Consider the following 20,505-nt stretch of genomic DNA (forward strand, 5'->3'; position numbering starts at 1 on the left):
CGTTAAGATGATGGCCTTCCGCGGGAGTCACACATGGCAGCGGAGTCAAAGTCATCCCAGGCGCGCTGGTCGCAGGACGTCACCGAGCATTCCGACGCGCTCGACCTCGAGAAGGGCGTGTTTACCCTCGAGGATCCGAAAGAGATCGCGGCCTCGTTGAAGCGCTCGGCGGAGGCGAGCACGCGGCGCAAGGCAGATCCGTTCCGCTCGGCCATGTCGATGCTCGTGTTCTACATCAACCGCGCCGGCAAGAACTTGTCGGCAGAGGACCGCGACCGGCTCGAGAAGGCGAAGGACGAACTGCGCAAAGCGTTCGGCAAGGCGCCCTCAAGGTCGTGATGCTTGGGCGAATGCGTCGGGGCTCAGGCCTTCTCGGCCTTGGCCCAGCCTTCGACCTGACCAGTCAAATGCTCGGCGTGCTGGGAGAAGGTGCCGAGGATCGCCTCGAACGTGGCTTCCTCGGCGGCTTCGCTGCCCCGCTCGGCCTGGAGCTCGCCGAACAGGCCGCGATAGTCGGTGTAGCCTTCGAGCTCCTCCCAGCGCCGCCACCAGAAATCGCCCATGAAGAAGAAGCGGATCCAAGAGAACAGGCAGTCGGTCCAGTCCTCCAGGTAATAGCGGAGATGGACGCTCGGCGTGCAGAGATAGACGTTTTGCCGCCGTAGCTGCTCGGCGGTCCACTCCTCGTCGCCAGGGGCGATCTCGACGAGCCTGCCGTCGAGGAAATGATGTTCTGGACATTCAAGAAAGACGAAGCTCATGCGGTCCGCCCCCGGATAGAGCCCGCGCGGGTCGTAGAGCTTGAAGTCGAGGCCGCGCAGGCGGGCGCGGTCGAGCGCGATGAGAGGAGGCCCCTCGCCTTCGGGCTCGATTACGGTAAGCCCTGCCTCGCGCGCCCGCGCGATCAAAGTCTCCGGATTGGGGCCGATCCAGCTCGAGACCAGGATCTTCCCGGAGATCTCCCGGTCTATGACCTCGATATTCGCCCGAGCGGGAAAGCCGCTGGCGCGGTCTTCACTCACCAAGGTCAGGATGGCGGGACGGTCCGGCTGCTGCCGGCGGAGATAGTCGTCACTTAGAGCAGCAAGGCGATGCAGATGGGCGAGCAGCCGATAACGGCTCTGTGGATCGCGGCAATTGCCTTTCCATACGACATCGACGGAGGGCATGGGCTAGAGAAGTCCTCCGGAAAGGCGTGGGACCACAGGAAGCGCGCCACCCTGCCCCGGCGGTTCGGCACGTGCAAGCCATACGCGGAAACACGGTTGCTCCGGGGTTCACGACTGTCATCTCCGGGGTGGCGACATTGCGGCGAAGGAAAGGCAAACCGATGGACGAGAGATGGATTATCGCGCCGGCGATCGCGAGCCGGCACTCCTGACCGGACTCAAACGGGCGGAAGGCAGCGCGGCTCGGCACGAGCCGCGCTGCTTGTCAAACCGTGCGGTCAGCGGGGCTAGGGGCCCGCAGACTCAACCGAGCGGCTGAACGCGCTTAAGCCTTGGCGTGACGGGCGCCGTGCCCAGCTCCCGCCAGCATGCCGGCGACCTTCTCGGACACCCAGCCGAACAGAGCGCCGACAATCATCGACAGGATGATGACGACGACCGGGTTTGCCATTGAGGGCGCCGTGAGGCTTCCTGCAGCGTTGCCCATAAGGGTCAGCGCCACCACCGAGGCGAAGCCATAGACTTGCGCCGGGATGCTGGCGAAGATCGGGACGTTGCCAAGTAGGACCATGGCGGCGACGCCGATGCCGACGCAGATGCCGGCCCAAATCGGCAAACCGATACTGTCGGCAACCCCCGTCTGGGTCACGACCCAAAGGGTAATGCCGCAATGATGGCGCCGGCGATATTGCCGAGAATGGCGGATTGCAGACCGGTCTCTTTGCCTCCGCAATGGAAGAAGCAGCCCCACGCGATAAAGGCGGCCCAAATCGCCAAAACCCCGCCAAGCGGCCCTAGGAACAGCCACGTGGCAATGGCGCCAAGCACACCAACGCTGATTGCAAGTGCAGTATTCGCGGACATCTCACCCCCCTTTTTCAAGAAGAGCGGGCGGATGCCGCCATCTGCCGGCAATCCACCGGCTCACTGGAATAGAAGCCTTTTCTTTGACGCGTTGATTCGGCTTCGGGCGCAACCATAGCCCAAAGTGGTCCAGGATTGAACAAGGAATAGTCTTTTGCCCAAGGAATAGTCGGCTCGTTCCTTGGCGCACGGGCCCTCCTGACGCTTGAAACTTCAAGCGTTGGGGCCATAGGTAAGGCCTATGGCGGACAAGGTTCATGTGATCGGCGGCGGATTGGCCGGGAGCGAGGCGGCGTGGCAGCTCGCCCGAGCGGGCGTTCCGGTCGTGCTGCACGAGATGCGCCCGGCCCGCCAGACCGAGGCGCACCAGACCGGCGCGCTCGCCGAGTTGGTGTGCTCCAACTCCTTCCGGTCCGACGAGTGGGAGACCAATGCCGTGGGCCTCCTGCACGAGGAGATGCGCCGGGCCGGCTCGCTGATCATGGCCGCGGCTGACCGCCACAAGCTGCCCGCCGGCGGAGCGCTTGCCGTCGACCGCAAGGGCTTTGCCGCGGCGGTGACGGCCGCGCTCGAAGCGCATGATCTGAGCGAGATCGATCGCGGTGAAGTCGCGGGCCTGCCGCCTGCCGATTGGCAGAGCGTGATCGTGGCCACGGGCCCCCTCACCTCGCCAGCACTCGCGCAGGCCATCCAATCGCTCACCGGCGAAGCCGAACTCGCCTTCTTCGACGCCATCGCCCCTATCGTGCATTTCGAGTCCGTCGACATGCGCGTGTGCTGGCGCCAGTCGCGCTACGACAAGGCAGGCCCTGGCGGCGGCGGCGCCGACTACATCAATTGTCCCCTAGACAAACACCAATACGACGCGTTCATCGACGCGCTGCTCGGGGCGGAGAAGACCGCGTTCAAGGAGTTCGAAGCATCGACACCCTATTTCGAAGGCTGCCTGCCCATCGAGGTGATGGCCGAGCGCGGGCGCGACACGTTGCGCTACGGCCCGATGAAGCCGGTCGGCCTGTCCGACCCACACCGGCCCGGCGAAAAGCCGCACGCCGTGGTGCAGCTCCGCCAGGACAATGCGCTCGGCACGTTGTGGAACATGGTGGGTTTCCAAACCAAGCTGAACCACGGCGAGCAAGTGCGCGTGTTCCGCATGATCCCCGGGCTCGAGGCGGCCGAGTTCGCGCGACTCGGGGGGCTCCACCGCAACACGTTCCTCAACAGTCCGAAGCTCCTCGACGGAACCTTGCGTCTTAAGGCCGATCCTCGCTTGCGCTTCGCCGGGCAGATCACCGGCGTCGAGGGCTATGTGGAGTCGGCGGCCATCGGGCTGATCGCCGGGCGCTTCGCCGCGGCGGAGCGCTTGGGCCAGAAACTCTCGCCGCCGCCGCCGACCACGGCACTCGGCGCGCTGCTCGCCCATATCACCGAAGGGCATCTCAGCGCCGAAGGTGACGGCGGCGCGCCGAGCTTCCAGCCCATGAACGTCAATTTCGGTCTATTCCCGCCGATCACTGCGCCATCCGGGCCGCGCGGCAAAGGCCCGCGCAGTTCGAAGTCGTTCGAGCGCAAGCGGGCGCTCGCCGCCCGCGCGCTGACCGATCTCGACCGCTGGCTTGCGGGTCCTGCCTCCGTCGCGGCGGAATGATTAGCGCCGGGTCGCCATGCGCCATAGGCGGTAAAGCGGGTTGATCGCGGCGACCTCGTGCAAGGGATCGCGGCTCCTCTCCAACGCGAGGAGATATGGCTCGACCAGGCTGAGCGGCAGGAACGCCGTGCGGCCGCGCGGGTCGATGCCGGCGAGATGGCCTTGCGCTTCGACATAGGCTCCGCGCGCGCGTGCCCTTAGCTCTTTCAGAAGGGCTTCGAGGCCCGCGCTCGTCTCCCCTGCAAGCACCGCCTCAGGCGACGTTCCATGCCGGCGCAGCGCGTCCGCCGGCAGATAGACACGGCCCTTGCTGGCATGGATTGGCAGCGCCCGCATCAAGCCCGTAAGCCCGTAGGCGCGGCCAGCCGCCTCGGAGGCTAGATCGAGGCCCTCGCCATCGGCGCCGACGATCTGCGCCGCCAACGCGAACAGGCCGATCGCCGTGTCGAAGAGATAAGCGTCGAGGGACGCTTCGTCCGGGATGACGACCGCGCCGACATCGAAGCTTCGCGCGTCGATGAGTGCGGCGATGCGTTCCCGATTCAGCGCCCGGCGCTTGATCGCAGCGCCGAAGGCACCGGCCACGGCATGGCCGGCGGCCTCGCCCGCCGCCGCGCGGTCGATCGCCTCGCGCCACCATTGCAGGCGGAGGTCGCCGAGCCCCGGCTCCGTCACCTGGTCGGCGATGCGGGCAAGCTCAGCATTGAAGGCGTAGAGGGCGAAGAGGTCGGCGCGCGGCCCTGGTGGCGCGAACAATGCGGCAAGGGCGCGGTCCGGGTCGGCGGCGCGGGCGATGCGTCTGACGGTGTCGGCTCGCTCGGCATCATGCAAGGCCCGCGCCTCTTTGGACTTAGGCGCGCGCGGCAGCCCCGGCGCGGCCTTTGGCGGACTCGGCGCTCACGCTGAACGCCTCGCGGCGGACGCCGAGGATCAGCTGCATCGGCGAGGCCACGAAGATCGACGAATAGGCGCCAATGACGATGCCGAAGCACATGGCCACGGCGAAGCCGTAGATCGCCTCCCCGCCGAAGAACAGGAAAGGCAGCATGGCGAGGAAGGTGGTGACGTGGGTGAGCACGGCCCGCGACAGCATCTCGTTGATGGAGAGATCGAGCAGTTCGACCAGCGGCATGCGGCGATACTTGCGCAGATTCTCCCTGATGCGGTCGAAGATCACCACCTTGTCGTTCAGGGAGTAGCCGATGATCGTGAGAATCGCGGCGATGCTCGACACGTTGAACTCGAGCTGGAGCAGCGCGTAGAGCCCGATCGTGGCGGTGATGTCATGGACCAGCGAAGCGATGGCCGCCACGGCAAACTGCCATTCGAAGCGAAACCACACATAGACCATAATGCCGATCATCGCCACGACGACGGCGACGGTGCCGCCGGCGATCAGCTCGCCCGAGATGGTCGGCCCGACGATCTCGGTACGGCGATACTCGACCGTGTCGCCGAGCGCGCCCTTCACCTTGGCGATCGAGGCCTGCTGCTCCTCCTCGGTCGGCAGCGAGGCGATGCGGATCAGGACTCCGTCCGACCCGAACTCTTGAATCTGCACTTCGCCGAGGCCGAGCCCGCTGATCTTGCCGCGAATCTCCGCGAGATCGGCAGGGCCCTCCTTGGTCTTCACCTCAATGAGCGTGCCGCCCTGGAAGTCGATGCCCATGTTGAGGCCCACGGTGGCGACGAGGACAAGCGGTGCGACCGTGAGAAATGCCGAGACCAGCCAGGTGATTGCGCGCTGACCGACGAAGTCGATCTTGGTGTCGGCGGGAATGAGGGTGATGCCACGGAACATGCCGGTTGATCCTAGATTGGGACGAATTTCGGCCGCGCCCAGCGCAGCCAGTAAGCGACCATCATGCGCGTCACGGTGACGGCGGTGAACATAGAGGCGAGGATGCCGACGGTGAGCGTCACGGCGAAACCGCGCACCGGCCCAGAGCCGAGCCAGAACAACACCAAGACGGCGATCAGGGTCGTCACATTGGAGTCGATAATCGTGGTCAACGCCCGCGAATAGCCGGCATCGACCGCGGCGATGGGCGATTTCCCGGACCTTATCTCCTCGCGAATGCGCTCGTTGATAAGCACGTTGGCATCGACGGCGATACCGATCACGAGCACAATGCCGGCGATGCCGGGCAAGGTCAGGGTCGCGCCCATGAGCGAAAGGACGGCGAAGATCAGCGCGATGTTGACGACGAGCGCAAGATTGGCGAACAGGCCGAATAGACCGTAGGCCGCGAACATGAAGGCCACCACCAGGAGCAGGCCGACGATCGCCGCCTTCTTGCCGGACTCGATGGAGTCGGCGCCGAGGCTTGCACCCACGGTGCGTTCCTCGATAACCGTGAGCTTGGCCGGTAGGGCGCCGGAGCGCAGCAGAACCGAAAGATCGTTCGCCTCCTGGACGGTGAAATTGCCGCTGATCTGCCCGGTGCCGCCAAGTATCGGCTCGCGGATCACGGGCGCGGAGATCACCTTGTTGTCGAGCACGATGGCGAAGGGCAGCCCGACATTTTCCTGCGTGACCCGGCCGAAACGCTTGGCGCCGGCCGCATCGAAACGGAACGTCACCACCGGCTCGCCGGTGCGCTGATCGAAACCGGGCTGGGCGTCGACGAGGTTCTCGCCGCTCACCATGACCTGGTCCTTCAACACATAGGGAATCGGCGGATCATCGGCGGAGTAGACGAGCTCGTCGCCGGGCGGGATCTGCTTGCTCGCCGCCACCGCCGCGGCGTCGGCAGTGTGATCGACGAGCTTGAACTCGAGCTTGCCGGTCTCGCCGATGAGGTTCTTGAGCCGCTCAACGTCCGAGACGCCAGGCACCTGGACGAGAATACGCGCCCTGCCCTCGCGCTGAATGCTTGGCTCGGTGGTGCCGAACGCGTCGACGCGGCGCCGTATGGTTTCGATCGAAGCCTCGATGGCGGAGTTGATGCGTTCCGTGAGGCCGGCCTCGGTGACCGTGAGGGTAATCCCGTCACTGCCGCTGCGCGACACTTCGAGGTCGGTCCCGGAGAATCCACCGAACACGTCGCTGCCGATGGGCACCGCGAGCTTCTTGAGTTCCGCCAGGGCTTTGTCCATGTCGCCGGGCTCGCGGATTTTCAGCGACGCGCTACGACCCGCATTGTTCTGGACGAGGTCGGTATAGCCGATACGGGCGCGGCGCAACGTGTCGCGCACGTCGCTGCGAATGTTGCCGAGCCAATCGTCGATCAGCTCCTTCTCGTCGATCTGGTAGAGCAGATGCGCGCCGCCCTGAAGGTCGAGGCCGAGATTGACCTGCTGGTGCGGAACCCAGGTGGGAAGTCCGCGCAAGGTCGAGGCAGGGAACAAGTTGGGAAGCGCGAAGATGAAGCCGAACAGCACAACGGCGAACACCAGGATCAGCTTCCATCTTTGAAAATGCAGCATTGCCGGGTTGAAACTCCAGATCAGGCTAGCGATTGAGCACGAAGGCCAGGATCATCACGACGCCGCCTTGGGTTGGGCCGCGCCTCCGTCCCCCTTGCCGCGCACCTCAGAGAGGGTGCCGCGGAGCACCTTGATTCTGACGCCGTCGGCGATCTCGACCTGCAGCTCGCTGTCCTCGACCTTGGTCACCTTGCCGATGATGCCGCCCGAGGTCACGACGGTGTCGCCACGACGGACGCCGGCGACCATCTCGCGGTGCTCCTTCATCCGTTTCTGCTGCGGCCGGATCATCAGGAAATACATGATGCCGATAATGAGGATGGTGGGGACGAGCAGGCTGTTCAGCATCTCAAAGCCGCTTGAGCCTGCTTGAGCGTAGGCGAAATCCGTCATTGCTCGTGTCCCCTATGCGACTTAAGGATGGCCGCCTTCGGCCAGTTTGGGCCTTGTCTCGCGGCGGGTTGAGTAGCTCTTATCGCGCGATTGGGCGCGACTATACTGAGCTAGACCGCCTTTGCAACGGGCCCGGCATGAACTTTCAGGAACCCATCTCTGGCCTTATCGAGCGGATTGCGCGGGCGCTCGAGCGTCTCGGCCCCGATCACCCGGAGATGCCCGATTTCGGCGCGGGCGATGCCTTCGTGTTCCAGGCGGAAACCGAGCGTTTCGTGCCGGTCACGGCGGTGAACCGGCTGCCGCTTCCCCTGCTCAAGGGCATCGACCGCAACCGTGACGTGCTCGTTGCCAATACCGAACGGTTCGCAAAGGGCCTGCCAGCCAACAATGCGCTCCTGTGGGGCGCGCGCGGCATGGGCAAGAGCTCGCTGGTCAAGGCGGTGCACGGCGTGTTCCCCGGTCTCAAGCTGGTCGAGATCCACCGCGAGGAGATCGGCGCCCTGCCCCGCGTGCTCGCCTATTTGCGCGAAGCGCCGGAGCACCGCTTCATCCTGTTCTGCGACGATCTGTCGTTCGAGGCGGTGGACACCTCCTACAAGTCGCTGAAGGCCGTGCTCGAAGGCGGGATCGAGGGCCGCCCAGCCAACGTGCTGCTCTACGCCACCTCTAACCGGCGGCACCTGATGCCGCGCGACATGGTGGAGAATGAACGCTCCACCGCGATCAATCCGTCCGAGGCCGTCGAGGAGAAACTGTCGCTGTCAGACCGCTTCGGCTTGTGGATCGGCTTCCACAATTGCAGCCAGGACGAGTACCTGGCCATGGTGCGGGGCTACGCAGAGCACTACGGGCTCGAAGTGGCCGAGGAGACGCTTGCCCGCGAGGCGCTCGAATGGGCGCGCGGGCGCGGCAGCCGCTCAGGCCGCGTCGCCTGGCAATTCATTCAGGATCTCGCCGGTCGTCTCGGTGCGCAGCTCTAGTCGGCCTCGGCCGTCATGCTGGACATGTACTTGGTCGGGTCGACGGGACGCGAGCCCTTGCGCAGCTCGAAATGCACCTGAGGCTGGCTGACCGAGCCGCTGGCGCCGGCTTTGGCGATGACCTGGCCGCGGGTGACCTTGTCGCCGCGCTTGACCAGGATCGCCTCGTTGTTGGCGTAGGCCGATACCCAGTTATTGGCGTGGCGGACGAGAACGAGATTGCCATAGCCCTTGAGCTCGCTGCCGGCATAGGCGACGACGCCGTTCTCAGCCGCCTTGACCGGGGTGCCTTGCGGCACGGAGATGTTGATGCCGTCGTTGTGGCCGCCATCAGGCTTGGTGCCGAATCCGGAGATGATGCGTCCCTTTACGGGCCAGCGGAAGCTCGCGCCCGACATTGGATCGGGCGACGGCAATTGCTCCACGCTGGCAAGCTTCTGGGCATTGCCGCCGATGACTTCCGGCGAGGCGGCGATGCCAGGCATAGCATCGGGCGCCGGGGCGCTACCCGGCGCGGGGATCGTGGTCGTCTTCACTTTGCGCACGCCTGACGGCGTGGTCTCGGCCGCGGCCAGGGACGGCGCCGCCGATGCGGCCGGGATGATGAGCTTCTGGCCGATCTGGAGACTGTCGGGACGGACGCCGTTGCGGGCGATGATGGCTTGCTCGTCGGCGCCGAGCTTCTCGGCGATCGAGTTCGGCGTGTCTCCCTCTGCCACGATGTAAGCCGTCTCGCCGGCGGCGAGCGCGGTTGAAGCCACTGCAGGCGTAGGCGTAGGCGTAGGCGTAGCAGCGGGCGCGGCCTCCGCGATCGCCGCACTCGCGCCGGGCATGATCAGCTCTTGGCCGACGCGGAGCCGCGCATCGGGGAGATTGTTGGCGCTCTGGATCTTGTCGATGGACACGCCGTAGCGCCGCGACAGGCTGGACAGGGTGTCGCCGCTTTGGACCTTGATGCGCGGGCCCGATGCCGCGACGGCGGGCTTAGGCCCGGGCGGCGCGTAACCCCGCGCTTGCGGCTTCTGCATGGGCGTATAGGAGGCTTGCGTGGCTTTCGGCGGCGGCAGGCTGGAGCGAGTGATCTGCCCGCCCGACGCTTGCGCATCGCCGTAGTAGTGATAGCGATCGGTGCTATAGACCGACTCCGACGGAACCGGCAGCGAGGCCGTGGTGTTCGGGTCGGCGTTGCCGCTCGAGCCGCTGTCGGTGAGATTGAAGGCCGGGAAGTCGAAGCGGGAGACGCCGGAGCTGCAGGCCGATAAGCCAACCGCAAGGCCAGCGGCCGCCAACGCAGCGCACGCGCCGCGGCCATAACTCGACCAGAACGCCAACCGCATCCCTCTCTGGCCCCCTCACAAAACCCGTAGGTGCGAGTAAAGCGCGCCGGCGGTAAACAAGGCATTAAGTCTGTCACCGGGACTCTCCAAAAAGGAATCGGCGAACAATGACTTAGGGCCCGGCCCGGCTACGGGCGCTTGACCCGTCCGTGCACCAGCGGCACGAACCGCACGGGCAGCAGCGGCGTCTCCACCAGCCCCTCCGGCGTCTTGTCGATCTGCACCAGGGACTGTGCATCCCGCGTCTCGCCGAGCGGGATGATCATGCGGCCGCCCTCCTTCAACTGATCGAGCAGCGCCGCCGGCGCATCGAGCGCGGCCGCAGTGACAATGATGCGGTCGAACGGCGCCTGCGGCGGCCAGCCGAGCCAGCCGTCGCCGATGATGGTGGTGACGTTGGTGATGTGCAGTTCGGCAAGGCGCCGCTCCGCCGCCTTCTGCAGCTCGCGCCAGCGTTCCACGGTGTAGACCCGGCGGCAGAGATAGGACAGCACGGCCGCCTGGTAGCCGGAGCCGGTGCCGACCTCCAGCACCTTGTGGCGGTCGTCAAGCTCGAGCTGCTCGGTCATGAAGGCGACGACGTAGGGCTGGGAGATGGTCTGGCCGCACTCGATCGGCAGCGCGATGTCCTGATAGGCGTGGTCGGCGAAGGCTTCGTCGACGAACATCTCGCGCGGCACCCGTTCGATGGCGCGCAGCACCTTGGGGTCGCGAATGCCGCGACGCCTGAGCTGCATGATGAGACCGATCTGGTCTGGGGCGCTGGCCATGGCCGTCCACCACCTCCCCGCGAGGCGGTTTTTCCCGTTAGTATCAGCCGATTCTCGCACGCTCTTAAGGACTATTTGCGTCTGTCGCCGAGGACGGCGGCAAGCTCGTCCAGGGCGCCCTGATCGGTGAAGTCGAGGCAGAGCGGGGTCACCGAAATGAGGTTGGAGCGCACCGCCCATAGATCGGTGCCCTTGGGGGGCTTCGCCCGGCGGCGCTCGATGCCGATCCAGTAATAGGCCTTGCCGCGCGTATCGAGCCGGTCGTCGATGCGCAACAGCTCCTTGTCGCGCAGGCCTTGCACCGTCGCCGCCATGCCCTTCACCTCGCCGGGCTGGCAATCGGGGAAGTTGACATTGAGCACGGTGCCGTCCGGCCAGCCGGCGTCCAGCAATTTGCGCACGAGCTTGGCGCCGTGCTGCATCGGCGTCTCCCAGATGGGGATGCCGGTCTCGTAGGAGCCGACGGCAAGGCTGAGCGCGATCGATGGCACGCCGAGCAGTGTGCCTTCGATGGCGCCGGCCACGGTGCCCGAATAGTTGACGTCGTCGGCGAGGTTCTGGCCGCGATTGACGCCGGACATGACGAGGTCCGGGCGTTGGTCTTTCAGCAGGAAGCGCACGCCCATGATGACGCAGTCGGTGGGGGTGCCCTTCACCGCGTAGCGGCGCTTGCCGAGCTCGCGCATGCGCAAGGGTTCGGCCAAAGTGAGCGAGTGGGAGGCGCCGGAGTTGTCGGTCTCGGGCGCCACCACCCAGACGTCGTCGGTCAGATCGGTGGCGATCTTTTCCAGAACGTCGAGGCCGGGGGCTTCGATGCCATCGTCGTTGGTAATCAGGATACGCATCGTGCGAGTCATGTCAGAGGCTCAAGCCCGCGCGCTCGCGTGGGTTCCCAACGACGGCGATCCCCCTCACCCTTTCCGCCATGCGACTTGCGCAAGCTTCGCGCGCAAGATCGCGGCGGAAAGCCCTCTCCCCGCTGGGGAGAGGTGATGGCGCGGCGCGGCAGCAGACTCCATTCCCTCTCCCCATTGGGGAGAGGGAAGCTGGCGGGACGCAAGTCGCGCCAGCAGGGTGAGGGGGTTCGTGTGCCTGCGATCACTTCGGGGCCGCGATTTTGGTGAGGCCGCCCATATAGGGCTGGAGCGCGTCGGGGATGCGCACGCTGCCGTCCGCCTCCTGGTAGTTCTCCAGCACGGCGATCAGCGCGCGGCCGACAGCGACGCCAGAGCCGTTCAAGGTGTGCACGAACTCGGTGGCCTTGGCGCCCTTGGGGCGGTAGCGCGCATTCATGCGGCGGGCTTGGAAGTCGCCGCAGTTCGAGCAGGAGGAAATCTCGCGGTAGGTCCCCTGCCCCGGCAGCCACACCTCGATATCGTAGGTCTTCTGCGCGGCGAAGCCCATGTCGCCGGTGGAGAGCACGACGGTGCGGTAGGGCAGCCCGAGCTTCTGCAACACGGTCTCGGCGCATGTGGTCATGCGCTCGTGCTCTTCTTGCGATTGCTCCGGGGTGGTGACGGACACGAGCTCGACCTTGAAGAACTGATGCTGGCGGATCATGCCGCGCGTGTCTTTGCCGGCGGCGCCGGCCTCGCCGCGGAAGCACGGCGTGCCGGCGGTGACTCTGATGGGGAGTTTCGCTTCGTCGGTGATGTCCTCACGCACGAGGTTGGTGAGCGGCACTTCGGCGGTTGGAATGAGCCAGAACTGTTCGGAGAGTTCAAAAACTGGCAGCGAGCCTTTGTCGACTTTCTCTGTCACGGTGAGATTTATCCGCTCGTCGACTGCTTCTTCCACAGTGACACTTCTAGTCGCTAAAAACTGGTCCTCCTTGAACTTCGGTAGTTGAGCGGTGCCGAACATGGTGTCGTCGCGCACGAGAAGCGGCGGGTCGATCTCTGTGTAGCCGTGCTCGGTGGTGTGCAGGTCGAGCATGAACTGGGCGAGCGCGCGCTCGAGCCGCGCCAGCGGTCCCTTCAACAGCACGAAGCGCGCGCCAGACAGCTTCGCCGCGGTCTCGAAATCCATGAGGCCGAGCGCCTCGCCGATCTCGAAATGCTGCTTCGGCGCGAATGAGAACTTGGGCAGCTCGCCGACCTTGCGCAGCTCGACATTCGCGTCGGCGTCCGGTCCCACCGGCACATCGGCGGCGGGCATGTTGGGGATCGTGGCGATGAGGTCGCCGAACGCCTTCTCGACCTCGCGTTCCTTGGCTTCGCCCTCCTGGATGGCGGTCTTCAGCCGCGCCACTTCGTCCTTGAGGGCCTCGGCGCGAGGCCCGTCCTTGGCGGCCATGGCCTGGCCGATCTCCTTCGAGGCGGCGTTGCGGCGGGCCTGCGCCTCCTGCAAATGTTGAATCGTTCCGCGCCGTTCCTCGTCCAGCTTGAGAACTCGATTCAACGTGCCTTTGGGATCGTCGAAGCCGCGATCGGTCAGGCCTTTGACGAAGGCGTCCTGGTTGTCACGTATCCATTTGGCGTCCAGCACGGTTCAACTCGTTGGTTTGGCGACTCGTTGGAGCGTGTCGGTATAAGGCCCAACTACTTCATTGTCATGGCCGGGCTTGTCCCGCCTACGCGGGCCGAAGCCTGCCTGGCGGTGGGCCAAGACATTGCTTCGGCGGGCGAAGGCCCGGCCATCCAATACTGAATCACCGCATACTCGGCTCCACCCTATTGGATGCCCGGAACAAGTCCGGGCATGACGAAAAGTTGCCGCGGCGCAAGTGCGTCCGGCTTATGTTCCTTTCTCCCCTCAAGGCATGAGGGGGGTGGCGCGCCGAACGGCGCAGTCCGTAATGGTGTCGTGTCCTTGCGAGGACACGCGGGCGCCTTCCGGCGCGCCACTCGCGGCGTCTTACTCGGCATCGGGCCCCGCTTTCCGTTGACCGGCGATAGGCTCCGGGCGGTCAGTCAGCTCCTGACAGGGGCCCGTGGTGGCCCCGGGGGGAGCCCCGATGCGGCCCGAGTGCCTCGCAGCGTACGAGACCCGCAGGCGCCGCACCCCGTCCCGCCACTCAAGACGCCTCTAGAGCAACGCCCCTTCAGCGGACGAGGGGTGCGCACTGTAACGGGGACTGTGGCGAAGGTCTAGGAATATTTTCATATCATTATTTCGTTCTAAGCGGGTTTGCCGGCAGGCTTGGCGCTCGTGGCGGCGGCCGAAGCGGCGCGTTTCTTCTCGGCGAGCCTCACGGCGTAGATCGACAGCTCGTAGAGAAGCAAGGTCGGCAAAGCGAGCGCGATCTGGCTCACGGGATCGGGCGGGGTGAGGATCGCCGCGGCGACGAACACGCCGAGAATGGCGTGGCGGCGGTATTTCTTCAGGCCCTCGGCGGTGACGAGACCGGCGCGCGCAAGCAAGGTCAGCAGCACCGGCAATTGGAAGCAAATGCCGAACCCGAGGATCAAGGTCATGATCAGCGACAGATATTCGCTCACCTTGGCGGTGAGATAGATCTGCACCGGCTGATCGCCCGTCTGCTGCATCGACAGGAAGAACGTCATGGCGAGCGGCATGGCGACGAAATAGACGAGCGCGGCGCCAAGCAGAAACAGGACCGGCGTGGCGACGAGGAACGGCAGGAATGCCTGGCGCTCGCTGCGATAGAGCCCGGGCGCCACGAACATATAGAGCTGCGCGGCGATGACCGGGAAGGCGATGAAGACGGCGCCGAACAGCGCGAGCTTCACTTGCGTGAAGAAAAATTCCTGCGGCGCGGTGTAGATCATCTCGATCGGCGCATCGACGCCAGCGGCGAGACGGTAAGGCCACAGAAGGAGATTGTAGATCGGCTTGGCGAACCAAAAGCACACGACGAAGGCGGCGAAGATGGCGAGAAGCGCCCACATCAGGCGGCGCCTGAGCTCGATCAGGTGCTCGATGAGCGGCGCCTTCGACGCCTCGATGTCGTCGTCTTCTTTTTTTTCTTCGTTCTCGCTCACGACTTCGGCTCCGCTTTCGTCTTGCGGCGCGCGGCCGACGCGGTCTTGGGGGACGCGGTCTTGGGGGACGCGGTCTTGGGCGACGCGGTCTTGGGCGACGCGGCCTTGGGCGAAGCAGCCCTGGGCTTCGCAGTCTTGGACGCGGCAGTCTTGGATTTCGCCGGCGCTTTCCGCTTGGCCGCGGCGCGTTTCGCCTGGGGCGCTTTCGCTTTCGCCGCAGACGACGCGGCGGGCGCGGGCGGCTCGGTCTTGGGCAGCATCACCGGCTTGTCGAGCGGCGCCTTCAGGCTCGGCGCATCCAGCCCTGTGCGAATGCTTTCGAGGTTCTTGCGCACGTCCTCGGCTTCGGTCTCGCGGATGGCGTCCTCGAACTGACGCTGAAAGTCGGACGCGGCGCGACGGAGCTTGCCGGTGTAGTGGCCGAAGGTGCGCATCATGCGCGGCAGGTCCTTAGGACCGACCACGACGATCGCCACAATGGCGATCACCAAAAGTTCCGACCATCCAATGTCGAGCATGAGCTTGGTTCAGGGGTTGCGCGGCGAGCACCGCGCTAGCCCCGGTGGTTGCGCCCGCGCCGCTAACCCGTTTTCTGCTTGCGCGGCGCTTTTGACTTGGCGCGAGCCTGCGGTTTCGCCGGCTCGTGCTCGATAGCCTTGGGCTCGGCCGGCGCCGGCGCCTCGGCGTCCTCCGACATCCCCATCTTGAAGCTCTTGATGCCCTTGGCCACGTCGCCCATCAGCTCGGAGATCTTGCCGCGGCCGAACAGAAGCACGAACAGCACCAATACGATCAGAATTTGCCACCAACTCGGTCCCATCGAAGCCTCCAACGCGCATCATTCCGCGCGTATTCATGTTCGGCGGCACTATGGCAGCAAAGCCGCCCCGCTCGCAAGCGGGCCCCCTTCTTAGGGTGAAACCCCGTTCAGGGCGGCGAACACCAGCACCGCGCCGGGATCGACGGCGACGCCGATCTCGGTGCCTTGCGCGGGCGCGTCGCTTTCGCGCATGCGCGCGAGGATCGGCGCATCGAGCCCCTGCACGGCGACTTCGACCAGGGCCACGTCGCCGAGAAAGCGCGTGTCGAGGACGCGGCCGGGCACCCCCTTCCCGGCTTTCAAGAGCCGCACGCCGCCCTGGCGTACGCAGACCACCGCCTCGGCGCCGTCGGCGAGGCCGTTGGCCTTGAACGTGCCGAGCGGCGTCGCGGCGCGGCCGCTCTCGATGCGCGCCGGCACCTCGTTTAGGTCGGAGAAGGTACGCGCGGCGTCGAGGTCCTTCGGCGCGCGGTAGAGGTCAAGCGCGTCGCCGGTCTGCACGATGCGGCCTTTGCGCATGAGCGCCACTGAATCGCCCATGCGCATGGCCTCCTCGGCGTCGTGGGTGACGACGATACAGGTGGCGCAGGTCTCGTGCAGGATGGCGAGCGTGTCCTCGCGCATGGCTTCGCGCAGGCGCGTGTCGAGGCCGGAGAACGGCTCGTCCATGAGAAGGATGCCGGGCCGCGGCGCGATGGCGCGGGCGAGCGCCACGCGCTGCTGCTCGCCGCCGGACAGGATGTGGGGATATTCGCCGGCGTAGTGGCCAAGACCGACACGCTCCAGCGCGGCGAGCGCCTCCGTGCGTGCCTCGCGGCGAGTGAGGAATTTGAGGCCGAAGGCAACGTTGTCGAGGATGGTGAGATGCGGGAACAGCGCGAAGTCCTGAAACATGAGGCCGACGCCGCGCTTCTCCGGCGGCACGAAGCGGTCGGGTCCGGCGACCTCCTCGCCGTCGATGAGGACGCGCCCGGAGGACGGCCGCTCCACGCCGGCGGCGATTCTGAGCAAAGTGGTCTTGCCGCAGCCCGAGGGGCCAAGCAGGCAGAGCACCTTGCCGGGTGGTACGTCGAGGGTGACGTCGTCGAGGGCAAGCGTGTCGCCGTAGCGGCGCCACACGTGCTCGAAGCCGAGCGCCAAGGCGAAGGTGACGGCGGCCTTGCCGCGCGGGCTCTTGCGGCGGAGGCCGTTGGCGGCTTCGGTCAGCGAGCGGGTGCGCGCCTTAAGGAACTCCAGCATGGCGGCCATGTAGGCGCTTGCCGCCCCCGCGCGCAACATGCCATTTGAAGGTCATGAGCCGGACCAAGCCGCCTTCGCTCAAGGTCAAGCCTCTCAACGATCATCTCATCGCGTTCTATGCCGGCCGCGACGAGGCCCCGCGCTTGGATGCCGGCCATAATTGGTACGACGACGGCGCCATGAATCTCGGCGTCTGCACCTATGCCATCCATGACGGCGATAGAGCCGTCATCTACGACACCTTCGCCAGCGTGCCGATGGCGGAATTCGGCCGCGCCTATCTTAAAGACATGGGCATCCGGAAGATCACCGTGGTGCTCAGCCATTGGCATCTCGACCATATCGCCGGCAACGAAGTGTTCGACGACTGCGATATCATCGCCACGATGCGCACACGCGACGCGATGATGCGGCACAAGACTGAGATCGAGGCCGGCAGAGTGTGGGGACCGCCGCCAATCGCCCCACTCGTATTCCCCAACATCATGTTCGAGGATCGTCTTGAGCTCAGCGTCGGCGGTATCGCGCTTGAGCTCCGCCGCATGAACATCCACAGCATCGACGGCTGCGTCATCTATTTGCCGCGGGACAAGCTCCTGCTCGCCGGCGATACGGTCGAGGACTCGCTCACCTGGATGATCGAGCCGGAGAATCTCGCCGAGCATATCCGGGACCTCAGAGAGATGCAGAGCTGGGATGTCGCCAAGATCCTGCCCGCGCATGGCGACCCGGACGTCATCTTCGCCGGCGGTTACGACACGACGTTGATCGACGCGACCATCGCCTATGTCGGCAAGATGCTATCGCGGGCCCACGACGCGGATTTCATGGATGGCACGATGGAAGACTATATCGCGCCCGAGGTGGCCAAGGGCTGGGTGCACAGCTTCGAGCCCTACCGCGCGGTGCACGCGCAGAACCTCAAGGTCGTGCGAGACTATTGGCAGGACAAGGCACTGCCGGACATCGCCGCCTGATCAGGTGGGCTCGTCGCGGCTCTCGTCGTCGTCGGCGGGCTCGTCGTCGTCCTCACCCGCGCCGAGCGGCTCGTCCTCGAGCGGGTCCTCGTCGTCGCGGAGGTCGGGGGCATCGTCGGGGTTCGGCAGGGAGAAGCCGGGCGGCAGGTTGGAATCAAGCAGGCCGGCGCCCTTGAGCTCGGCGAGCCCAGGCAGATCCTGGATCGCCTCGAAGCCGAAATGCTCGAGGAATGCCTCGGTGGTGCCGTAGGTCACCGGGCGGCCGGGCGCGCGCCTGCGGCCCCTGAGCTTGATCCAGCCGGTCTCGAGCAGCACGTCGATAGTGCCCTTGGAGGTCGAGACGCCCCTGATCTCCTCGATCTCGGCGCGGGTGACGGGCTGGTGGTAGGCGATGATGGCGAGCGTCTCCAGCGCGGCGCGCGACAGGCGGCGCTGTTCGACCGCCTGGCGCTCCAGCAGAAAGGAGAGATCGTCGGCGGTGCGGAACGCCCATTTGCCGGCGACGCGCACCAGATTGACGCCGCGGCCGGCATAGAGGCCTTGCAGCTCCTCGAGCAGCGCCGTCACGTCCTCGCCTTGGGCGAAGTGGCGGGCGAGTTCGTCCTCCTTCAGCGGCTCAGGCGCGGCGAACAGCAACGCCTCGACGATGCGCAATTTCTCGCGCCGGTCGGCGGAAGGCAGCGCCATCACGTTGGACGGCAGCGGCAGCATCGGCGCGGGCGCGCCCTGCTCGTCCTCGTCTGCCGTCATCGGTACCACCTTCTCGACTTGCTTCACTGACATCTCCGACCCCGCCTTGGATGGTCTTGTCCTTGTATGCTCCGCAACCGCCGCCCGCATGACCTGATCGAGCATGTACAGCGCGGAGGCGCCTTCTCTCTCGCCTTCATCCTCCGACATCTTCGATATATCGGACAGCAGCGCGGTCAAGGCCGGCTTTGCTCGTGGCCGTTCCCGCTCCTGCTCCGGCGTATTCCGATCAAGCTTCGATGGCGAAATTTTGGGTCTCGGCATGATGGCCCCTCGTTAAGTGTGCTACGCGGCCCCCTACGCCGCCTTGCCGCGACGGCGGACCAGCAGCGGCGCGAAACTCTTCGACTGGCGGATCTCGAGCGCGCCTTCGCGCGTCATCTCCAAGGTGGCGGTGAAGCTCGAGGCGAGCGCGGTCTTCCTGAGCTCGGGATCGACCAGAAACTCGGCGAGCAGCCGATCGAGCGGCGCCCAGTCGCAAGAGATGCCGAGCAGCCGCTCAAGCTCATCGCGCGCCTCCTTTAGCGACCACACCGTGCGCTTCTCCATGTGGAGCGTGCGCGTCGCGGTGCGCTGGCGCTGCTGCGAATAGGCCTTGAGCAGATCGTAGACATTGGCCTCGTAGACACTGTTCTTCGTGATGCGGATCGGCTCGGGAAGGCCGCGCGAAAACACGTCGCGGCCGAGCCGCTTGCGCGTCATGAGCTGCGCCGCGGCGTCGCGCATGGCGCCGAGGCGCTTCAGCCGGAAGGCGAGCAGCGCGGCAAGCTCCGCGCCGGTCGGCTCGCCCTCCTCGCTCGGCTCGGCCGGCAGCAGGAGCTTCGACTTGAGGAAAGCGAGCCACGCCGCCATGACGAGATAGTCGGCGGCGATCTCCAGCCGGAGGCGGCGCGCCTCGGCAATGAATTCGAGATATTGCTGGGCGAGTGCCAGCACCGAGATCTTGGCGAGATCGACCTTCTGGGTGCGGGCGAGCGCAAGCAGAAGGTCGAGCGGGCCTTCGAAGCCCTCGACGTCGACCACGAGCCGGTCGCCAGGGCCGAGTTCTAGGCGCTCGTCGCCGCTCTCCCAATCGGAGGGCACGTCGTCGTCGTGCGGATCGTCGCTCACCGGTGTTTCGCTGTCGCTCATGCCTGCACCGTCGGGTCCTTGCCGAGGCTCGCCACGCGGGTCGCCGCGGCCTCCGTCACCAGGGCCAATGCCTCTTCCTTATCAAAGGGTTGTGGCTCCCGAAAGGCGGCCCGTGCGTGCGCGAAACGCTCGCCCGCGAGCCCGTCGAGCGGCGGCGCCGCGCCAGCCACCTCGATCATCTCGAGCAAGCGGCCGCTGCAATGAAGCACCACATCGCAGCCCGCCGCGATCACGGCGCTTGTGCGCTCCGCGTAAGGCCCGCCAAGGGCCTGCATGCCGATATCGTCGCTCATCACGAGCCCGGTCAACCCTATGGAATCACGAATCACTTTGCCCATTATAGCGGGCGAGACGGTCGCCGGTCGCCGCTCATCGAACGCGGGCAGCAAAACGTGGGCCGTCATGGCGAGCGGCGCGTCGCGCAAGGCCCGGAACGGCCGGAAATCCACCGCCTCAAGCTCGGCCTCAGAGGCGTCGATCCGCGGCAGGGCGAGATGGCTGTCGGCGAGGGCGCGGCCATGGCCTGGCACATGCTTGATGACCGGGAGCACGCCACCGGCGAGCGTGCCCTCCATCACGGCGCGGCCAAGGGCAATGATGACGTCCGGATCGGGCGAAAAGGCGCGGTCGCCGATGATGTCGTGCGCGCCGGGCTGGGGCACGTCGAGGCACGGCGTGCAATTCACGTTGATGCCGATGGCGTAAAGCTCCGCGGCCATCAGGCGCGCGCCGGCAAAGGCGGCGCGCTTCGCCGCCTCGGGGTCGGTGTCGTAGAGATCGCCGTAGCAGCGCGCGGGGGGCATGTTGCGCCAATGCGGCGGGCGTAAGCGCTGCACGCGGCCGCCCTCCTGATCGACCAGGACAAGCACCTCGTCGCTCCCGAGCGCCTCCTTGAAGGAAGCGACGAGCGCGCGGATCTGGTCCGGGCTTTGGCAATTGCGCGCAAACAGGATGAGGCCGCAGGGCCGTTCGCGCGCGAAAAATGCGCGCTCGTCATAGGAGAGGTGCGTGCCGGCGCAACTCGGGATGAAGGCCTTGAGATCCACGCCCG

Annotated in this window: 22 protein-coding genes; 4 read left to right on the forward strand and 18 right to left on the reverse strand. The window is 65.9% G+C overall.

What is annotated here, in order from left to right; translation table 11 throughout:
- Nucleotides 1–33: 33 nt before the first annotated feature.
- Nucleotides 34–339, forward strand: a complete 306-nt coding sequence (locus tag ACRECX_RS00750; RefSeq protein WP_431556895.1) for a DUF3175 domain-containing protein — start codon at nt 34–36, stop codon at nt 337–339.
- A gap of 23 nt (nt 340–362) precedes the next feature.
- Here the strand turns inward: ACRECX_RS00750 and ACRECX_RS00755 are convergent, their stop codons facing one another.
- The 3 genes from ACRECX_RS00755 to ACRECX_RS00765 form a co-directional block, all read right to left on the reverse strand.
- Nucleotides 363–1,169, reverse strand: coding sequence for a hypothetical protein (locus tag ACRECX_RS00755; protein ID WP_431556896.1), 807 nt, complete (start codon nt 1,167–1,169; stop codon nt 363–365).
- A 325-nt stretch (nt 1,170–1,494) separates the two neighbouring features.
- The gene (locus ACRECX_RS00760; protein WP_431556897.1) at nt 1,495–1,818 is read right to left on the reverse strand and encodes a DUF1097 domain-containing protein; all 324 of its coding nucleotides are present in this window, start codon (nt 1,816–1,818) and stop codon (nt 1,495–1,497) included.
- Complete coding sequence (locus ACRECX_RS00765; RefSeq protein WP_431556898.1) at nt 1,815–2,033, reverse strand: DUF1097 domain-containing protein; 219 nt, start codon at nt 2,031–2,033, stop codon at nt 1,815–1,817. The genes ACRECX_RS00760 and ACRECX_RS00765 overlap by 4 nt, the downstream gene beginning before the upstream one ends.
- Nucleotides 2,034–2,274: 241 nt before the next feature.
- Here ACRECX_RS00765 and trmFO point away from each other — a divergent pair, with 241 nt between their 5' ends.
- Nucleotides 2,275–3,681, forward strand: a complete 1,407-nt coding sequence (trmFO, locus tag ACRECX_RS00770) for a methylenetetrahydrofolate--tRNA-(uracil(54)-C(5))-methyltransferase (FADH(2)-oxidizing) TrmFO (RefSeq protein WP_431556899.1) — start codon at nt 2,275–2,277, stop codon at nt 3,679–3,681.
- Here trmFO and ACRECX_RS00775 read toward each other — a convergent pair whose 3' ends face one another.
- From ACRECX_RS00775 to yajC, 4 genes are read right to left on the reverse strand one after another with little or no spacing between them, the layout of a single operon-like run.
- Entirely contained in the window at nt 3,682–4,512 is an 831-nt protein-coding gene (locus ACRECX_RS00775; RefSeq protein WP_431556900.1) for a phytoene/squalene synthase family protein, read from the reverse strand.
- A 19-nt stretch (nt 4,513–4,531) separates the two neighbouring features.
- On the reverse strand, nt 4,532–5,482 hold the full coding sequence (gene secF, locus ACRECX_RS00780; RefSeq protein WP_431556901.1) for a protein translocase subunit SecF: 951 nt from the start codon (nt 5,480–5,482) through the stop codon (nt 4,532–4,534).
- An 11-nt stretch (nt 5,483–5,493) separates the two neighbouring features.
- On the reverse strand, nt 5,494–7,110 hold the full coding sequence (secD, locus tag ACRECX_RS00785; protein ID WP_431556902.1) for a protein translocase subunit SecD: 1,617 nt from the start codon (nt 7,108–7,110) through the stop codon (nt 5,494–5,496).
- Between the two features lie 54 nt (nt 7,111–7,164).
- Nucleotides 7,165–7,503 carry a preprotein translocase subunit YajC gene (yajC, locus tag ACRECX_RS00790; RefSeq protein WP_431556903.1) on the reverse strand — a complete coding sequence of 113 codons (339 nt, stop codon included), beginning with the start codon at nt 7,501–7,503 and terminating at the stop codon, nt 7,165–7,167.
- Between the two features lie 137 nt (nt 7,504–7,640).
- Between yajC and ACRECX_RS00795 the strand changes: the two genes are divergently transcribed.
- On the forward strand, nt 7,641–8,486 hold the full coding sequence (locus tag ACRECX_RS00795) for an ATP-binding protein (protein WP_431556904.1): 846 nt from the start codon (nt 7,641–7,643) through the stop codon (nt 8,484–8,486).
- Here the strand turns inward: ACRECX_RS00795 and ACRECX_RS00800 are convergent.
- The 8 genes from ACRECX_RS00800 to ACRECX_RS00835 all read right to left on the reverse strand — a co-directional run bounded on the left by ACRECX_RS00800 (nt 8,483) and on the right by ACRECX_RS00835 (nt 16,605).
- Nucleotides 8,483–9,823 carry a peptidoglycan DD-metalloendopeptidase family protein gene (locus ACRECX_RS00800; RefSeq protein ID WP_431556905.1) on the reverse strand — a complete coding sequence of 447 codons (1,341 nt, stop codon included), beginning with the start codon at nt 9,821–9,823 and terminating at the stop codon, nt 8,483–8,485. The two genes, ACRECX_RS00795 and ACRECX_RS00800, sit on opposite strands and share 4 nt — an antisense overlap.
- 128 nt (nt 9,824–9,951) lie before the next feature.
- Nucleotides 9,952–10,593 (reverse strand): protein-L-isoaspartate(D-aspartate) O-methyltransferase, encoded by a 642-nt coding sequence (locus ACRECX_RS00805; RefSeq protein ID WP_431556906.1) that lies wholly within the window; start codon nt 10,591–10,593, stop codon nt 9,952–9,954.
- Nucleotides 10,594–10,664: 71 nt separating this feature from the next.
- Nucleotides 10,665–11,438, reverse strand: a complete 774-nt coding sequence (surE, locus tag ACRECX_RS00810; RefSeq protein WP_431556907.1) for a 5'/3'-nucleotidase SurE — start codon at nt 11,436–11,438, stop codon at nt 10,665–10,667.
- 253 nt (nt 11,439–11,691) lie between these two features.
- Nucleotides 11,692–13,080: a serine--tRNA ligase gene (serS, locus tag ACRECX_RS00815; RefSeq protein WP_431556908.1), complete on the reverse strand. Its 1,389-nt coding sequence runs from the start codon at nt 13,078–13,080 to the stop codon at nt 11,692–11,694.
- A gap of 632 nt (nt 13,081–13,712) precedes the next feature.
- A complete protein-coding gene (tatC, locus tag ACRECX_RS00820) occupies nt 13,713–14,537 on the reverse strand; it encodes a twin-arginine translocase subunit TatC (RefSeq protein ID WP_431556909.1) in 825 nt (274 codons plus the stop codon).
- On the reverse strand, nt 14,534–15,055 hold the full coding sequence (gene tatB / locus ACRECX_RS00825) for a Sec-independent protein translocase protein TatB (protein WP_431556910.1): 522 nt from the start codon (nt 15,053–15,055) through the stop codon (nt 14,534–14,536). The genes tatC and tatB overlap by 4 nt, the downstream gene beginning before the upstream one ends.
- Before the next feature lie 62 nt (nt 15,056–15,117).
- On the reverse strand, nt 15,118–15,357 hold the full coding sequence (locus tag ACRECX_RS00830) for a twin-arginine translocase TatA/TatE family subunit (RefSeq protein ID WP_431556911.1): 240 nt from the start codon (nt 15,355–15,357) through the stop codon (nt 15,118–15,120).
- Nucleotides 15,358–15,447: 90 nt separating this feature from the next.
- Nucleotides 15,448–16,605 (reverse strand): ABC transporter ATP-binding protein, encoded by a 1,158-nt coding sequence (locus tag ACRECX_RS00835; RefSeq protein WP_431556912.1) that lies wholly within the window; start codon nt 16,603–16,605, stop codon nt 15,448–15,450.
- A 44-nt stretch (nt 16,606–16,649) separates the two neighbouring features.
- Here ACRECX_RS00835 and ACRECX_RS00840 point away from each other — a divergent pair, with 44 nt between their 5' ends.
- Nucleotides 16,650–17,573, forward strand: coding sequence for an MBL fold metallo-hydrolase (locus tag ACRECX_RS00840; protein ID WP_431556913.1), 924 nt, complete (start codon nt 16,650–16,652; stop codon nt 17,571–17,573).
- Here ACRECX_RS00840 and scpB read toward each other — a convergent pair whose 3' ends face one another.
- The 3 genes from scpB to nagZ form a co-directional block, all read right to left on the reverse strand.
- Nucleotides 17,574–18,284: an SMC-Scp complex subunit ScpB gene (gene scpB / locus ACRECX_RS00845; RefSeq protein ID WP_431557011.1), complete on the reverse strand. Its 711-nt coding sequence runs from the start codon at nt 18,282–18,284 to the stop codon at nt 17,574–17,576.
- 336 nt (nt 18,285–18,620) lie between these two features.
- A complete protein-coding gene (locus ACRECX_RS00850) occupies nt 18,621–19,454 on the reverse strand; it encodes a segregation and condensation protein A (RefSeq protein ID WP_431556914.1) in 834 nt (277 codons plus the stop codon).
- Complete coding sequence (gene nagZ, locus ACRECX_RS00855) at nt 19,451–20,500, reverse strand: beta-N-acetylhexosaminidase (RefSeq protein WP_431556915.1); 1,050 nt, start codon at nt 20,498–20,500, stop codon at nt 19,451–19,453. Before nagZ ends, ACRECX_RS00850 begins: the two co-directional genes overlap by 4 nt.
- Between the last annotated feature and the right edge of the window lie 5 nt (nt 20,501–20,505).

The sequence above is a fragment of the Methyloceanibacter sp. genome (assembly GCF_050726195.1).
GTDB lineage: Bacteria > Pseudomonadota > Alphaproteobacteria > Rhizobiales > Methyloligellaceae > Methyloceanibacter.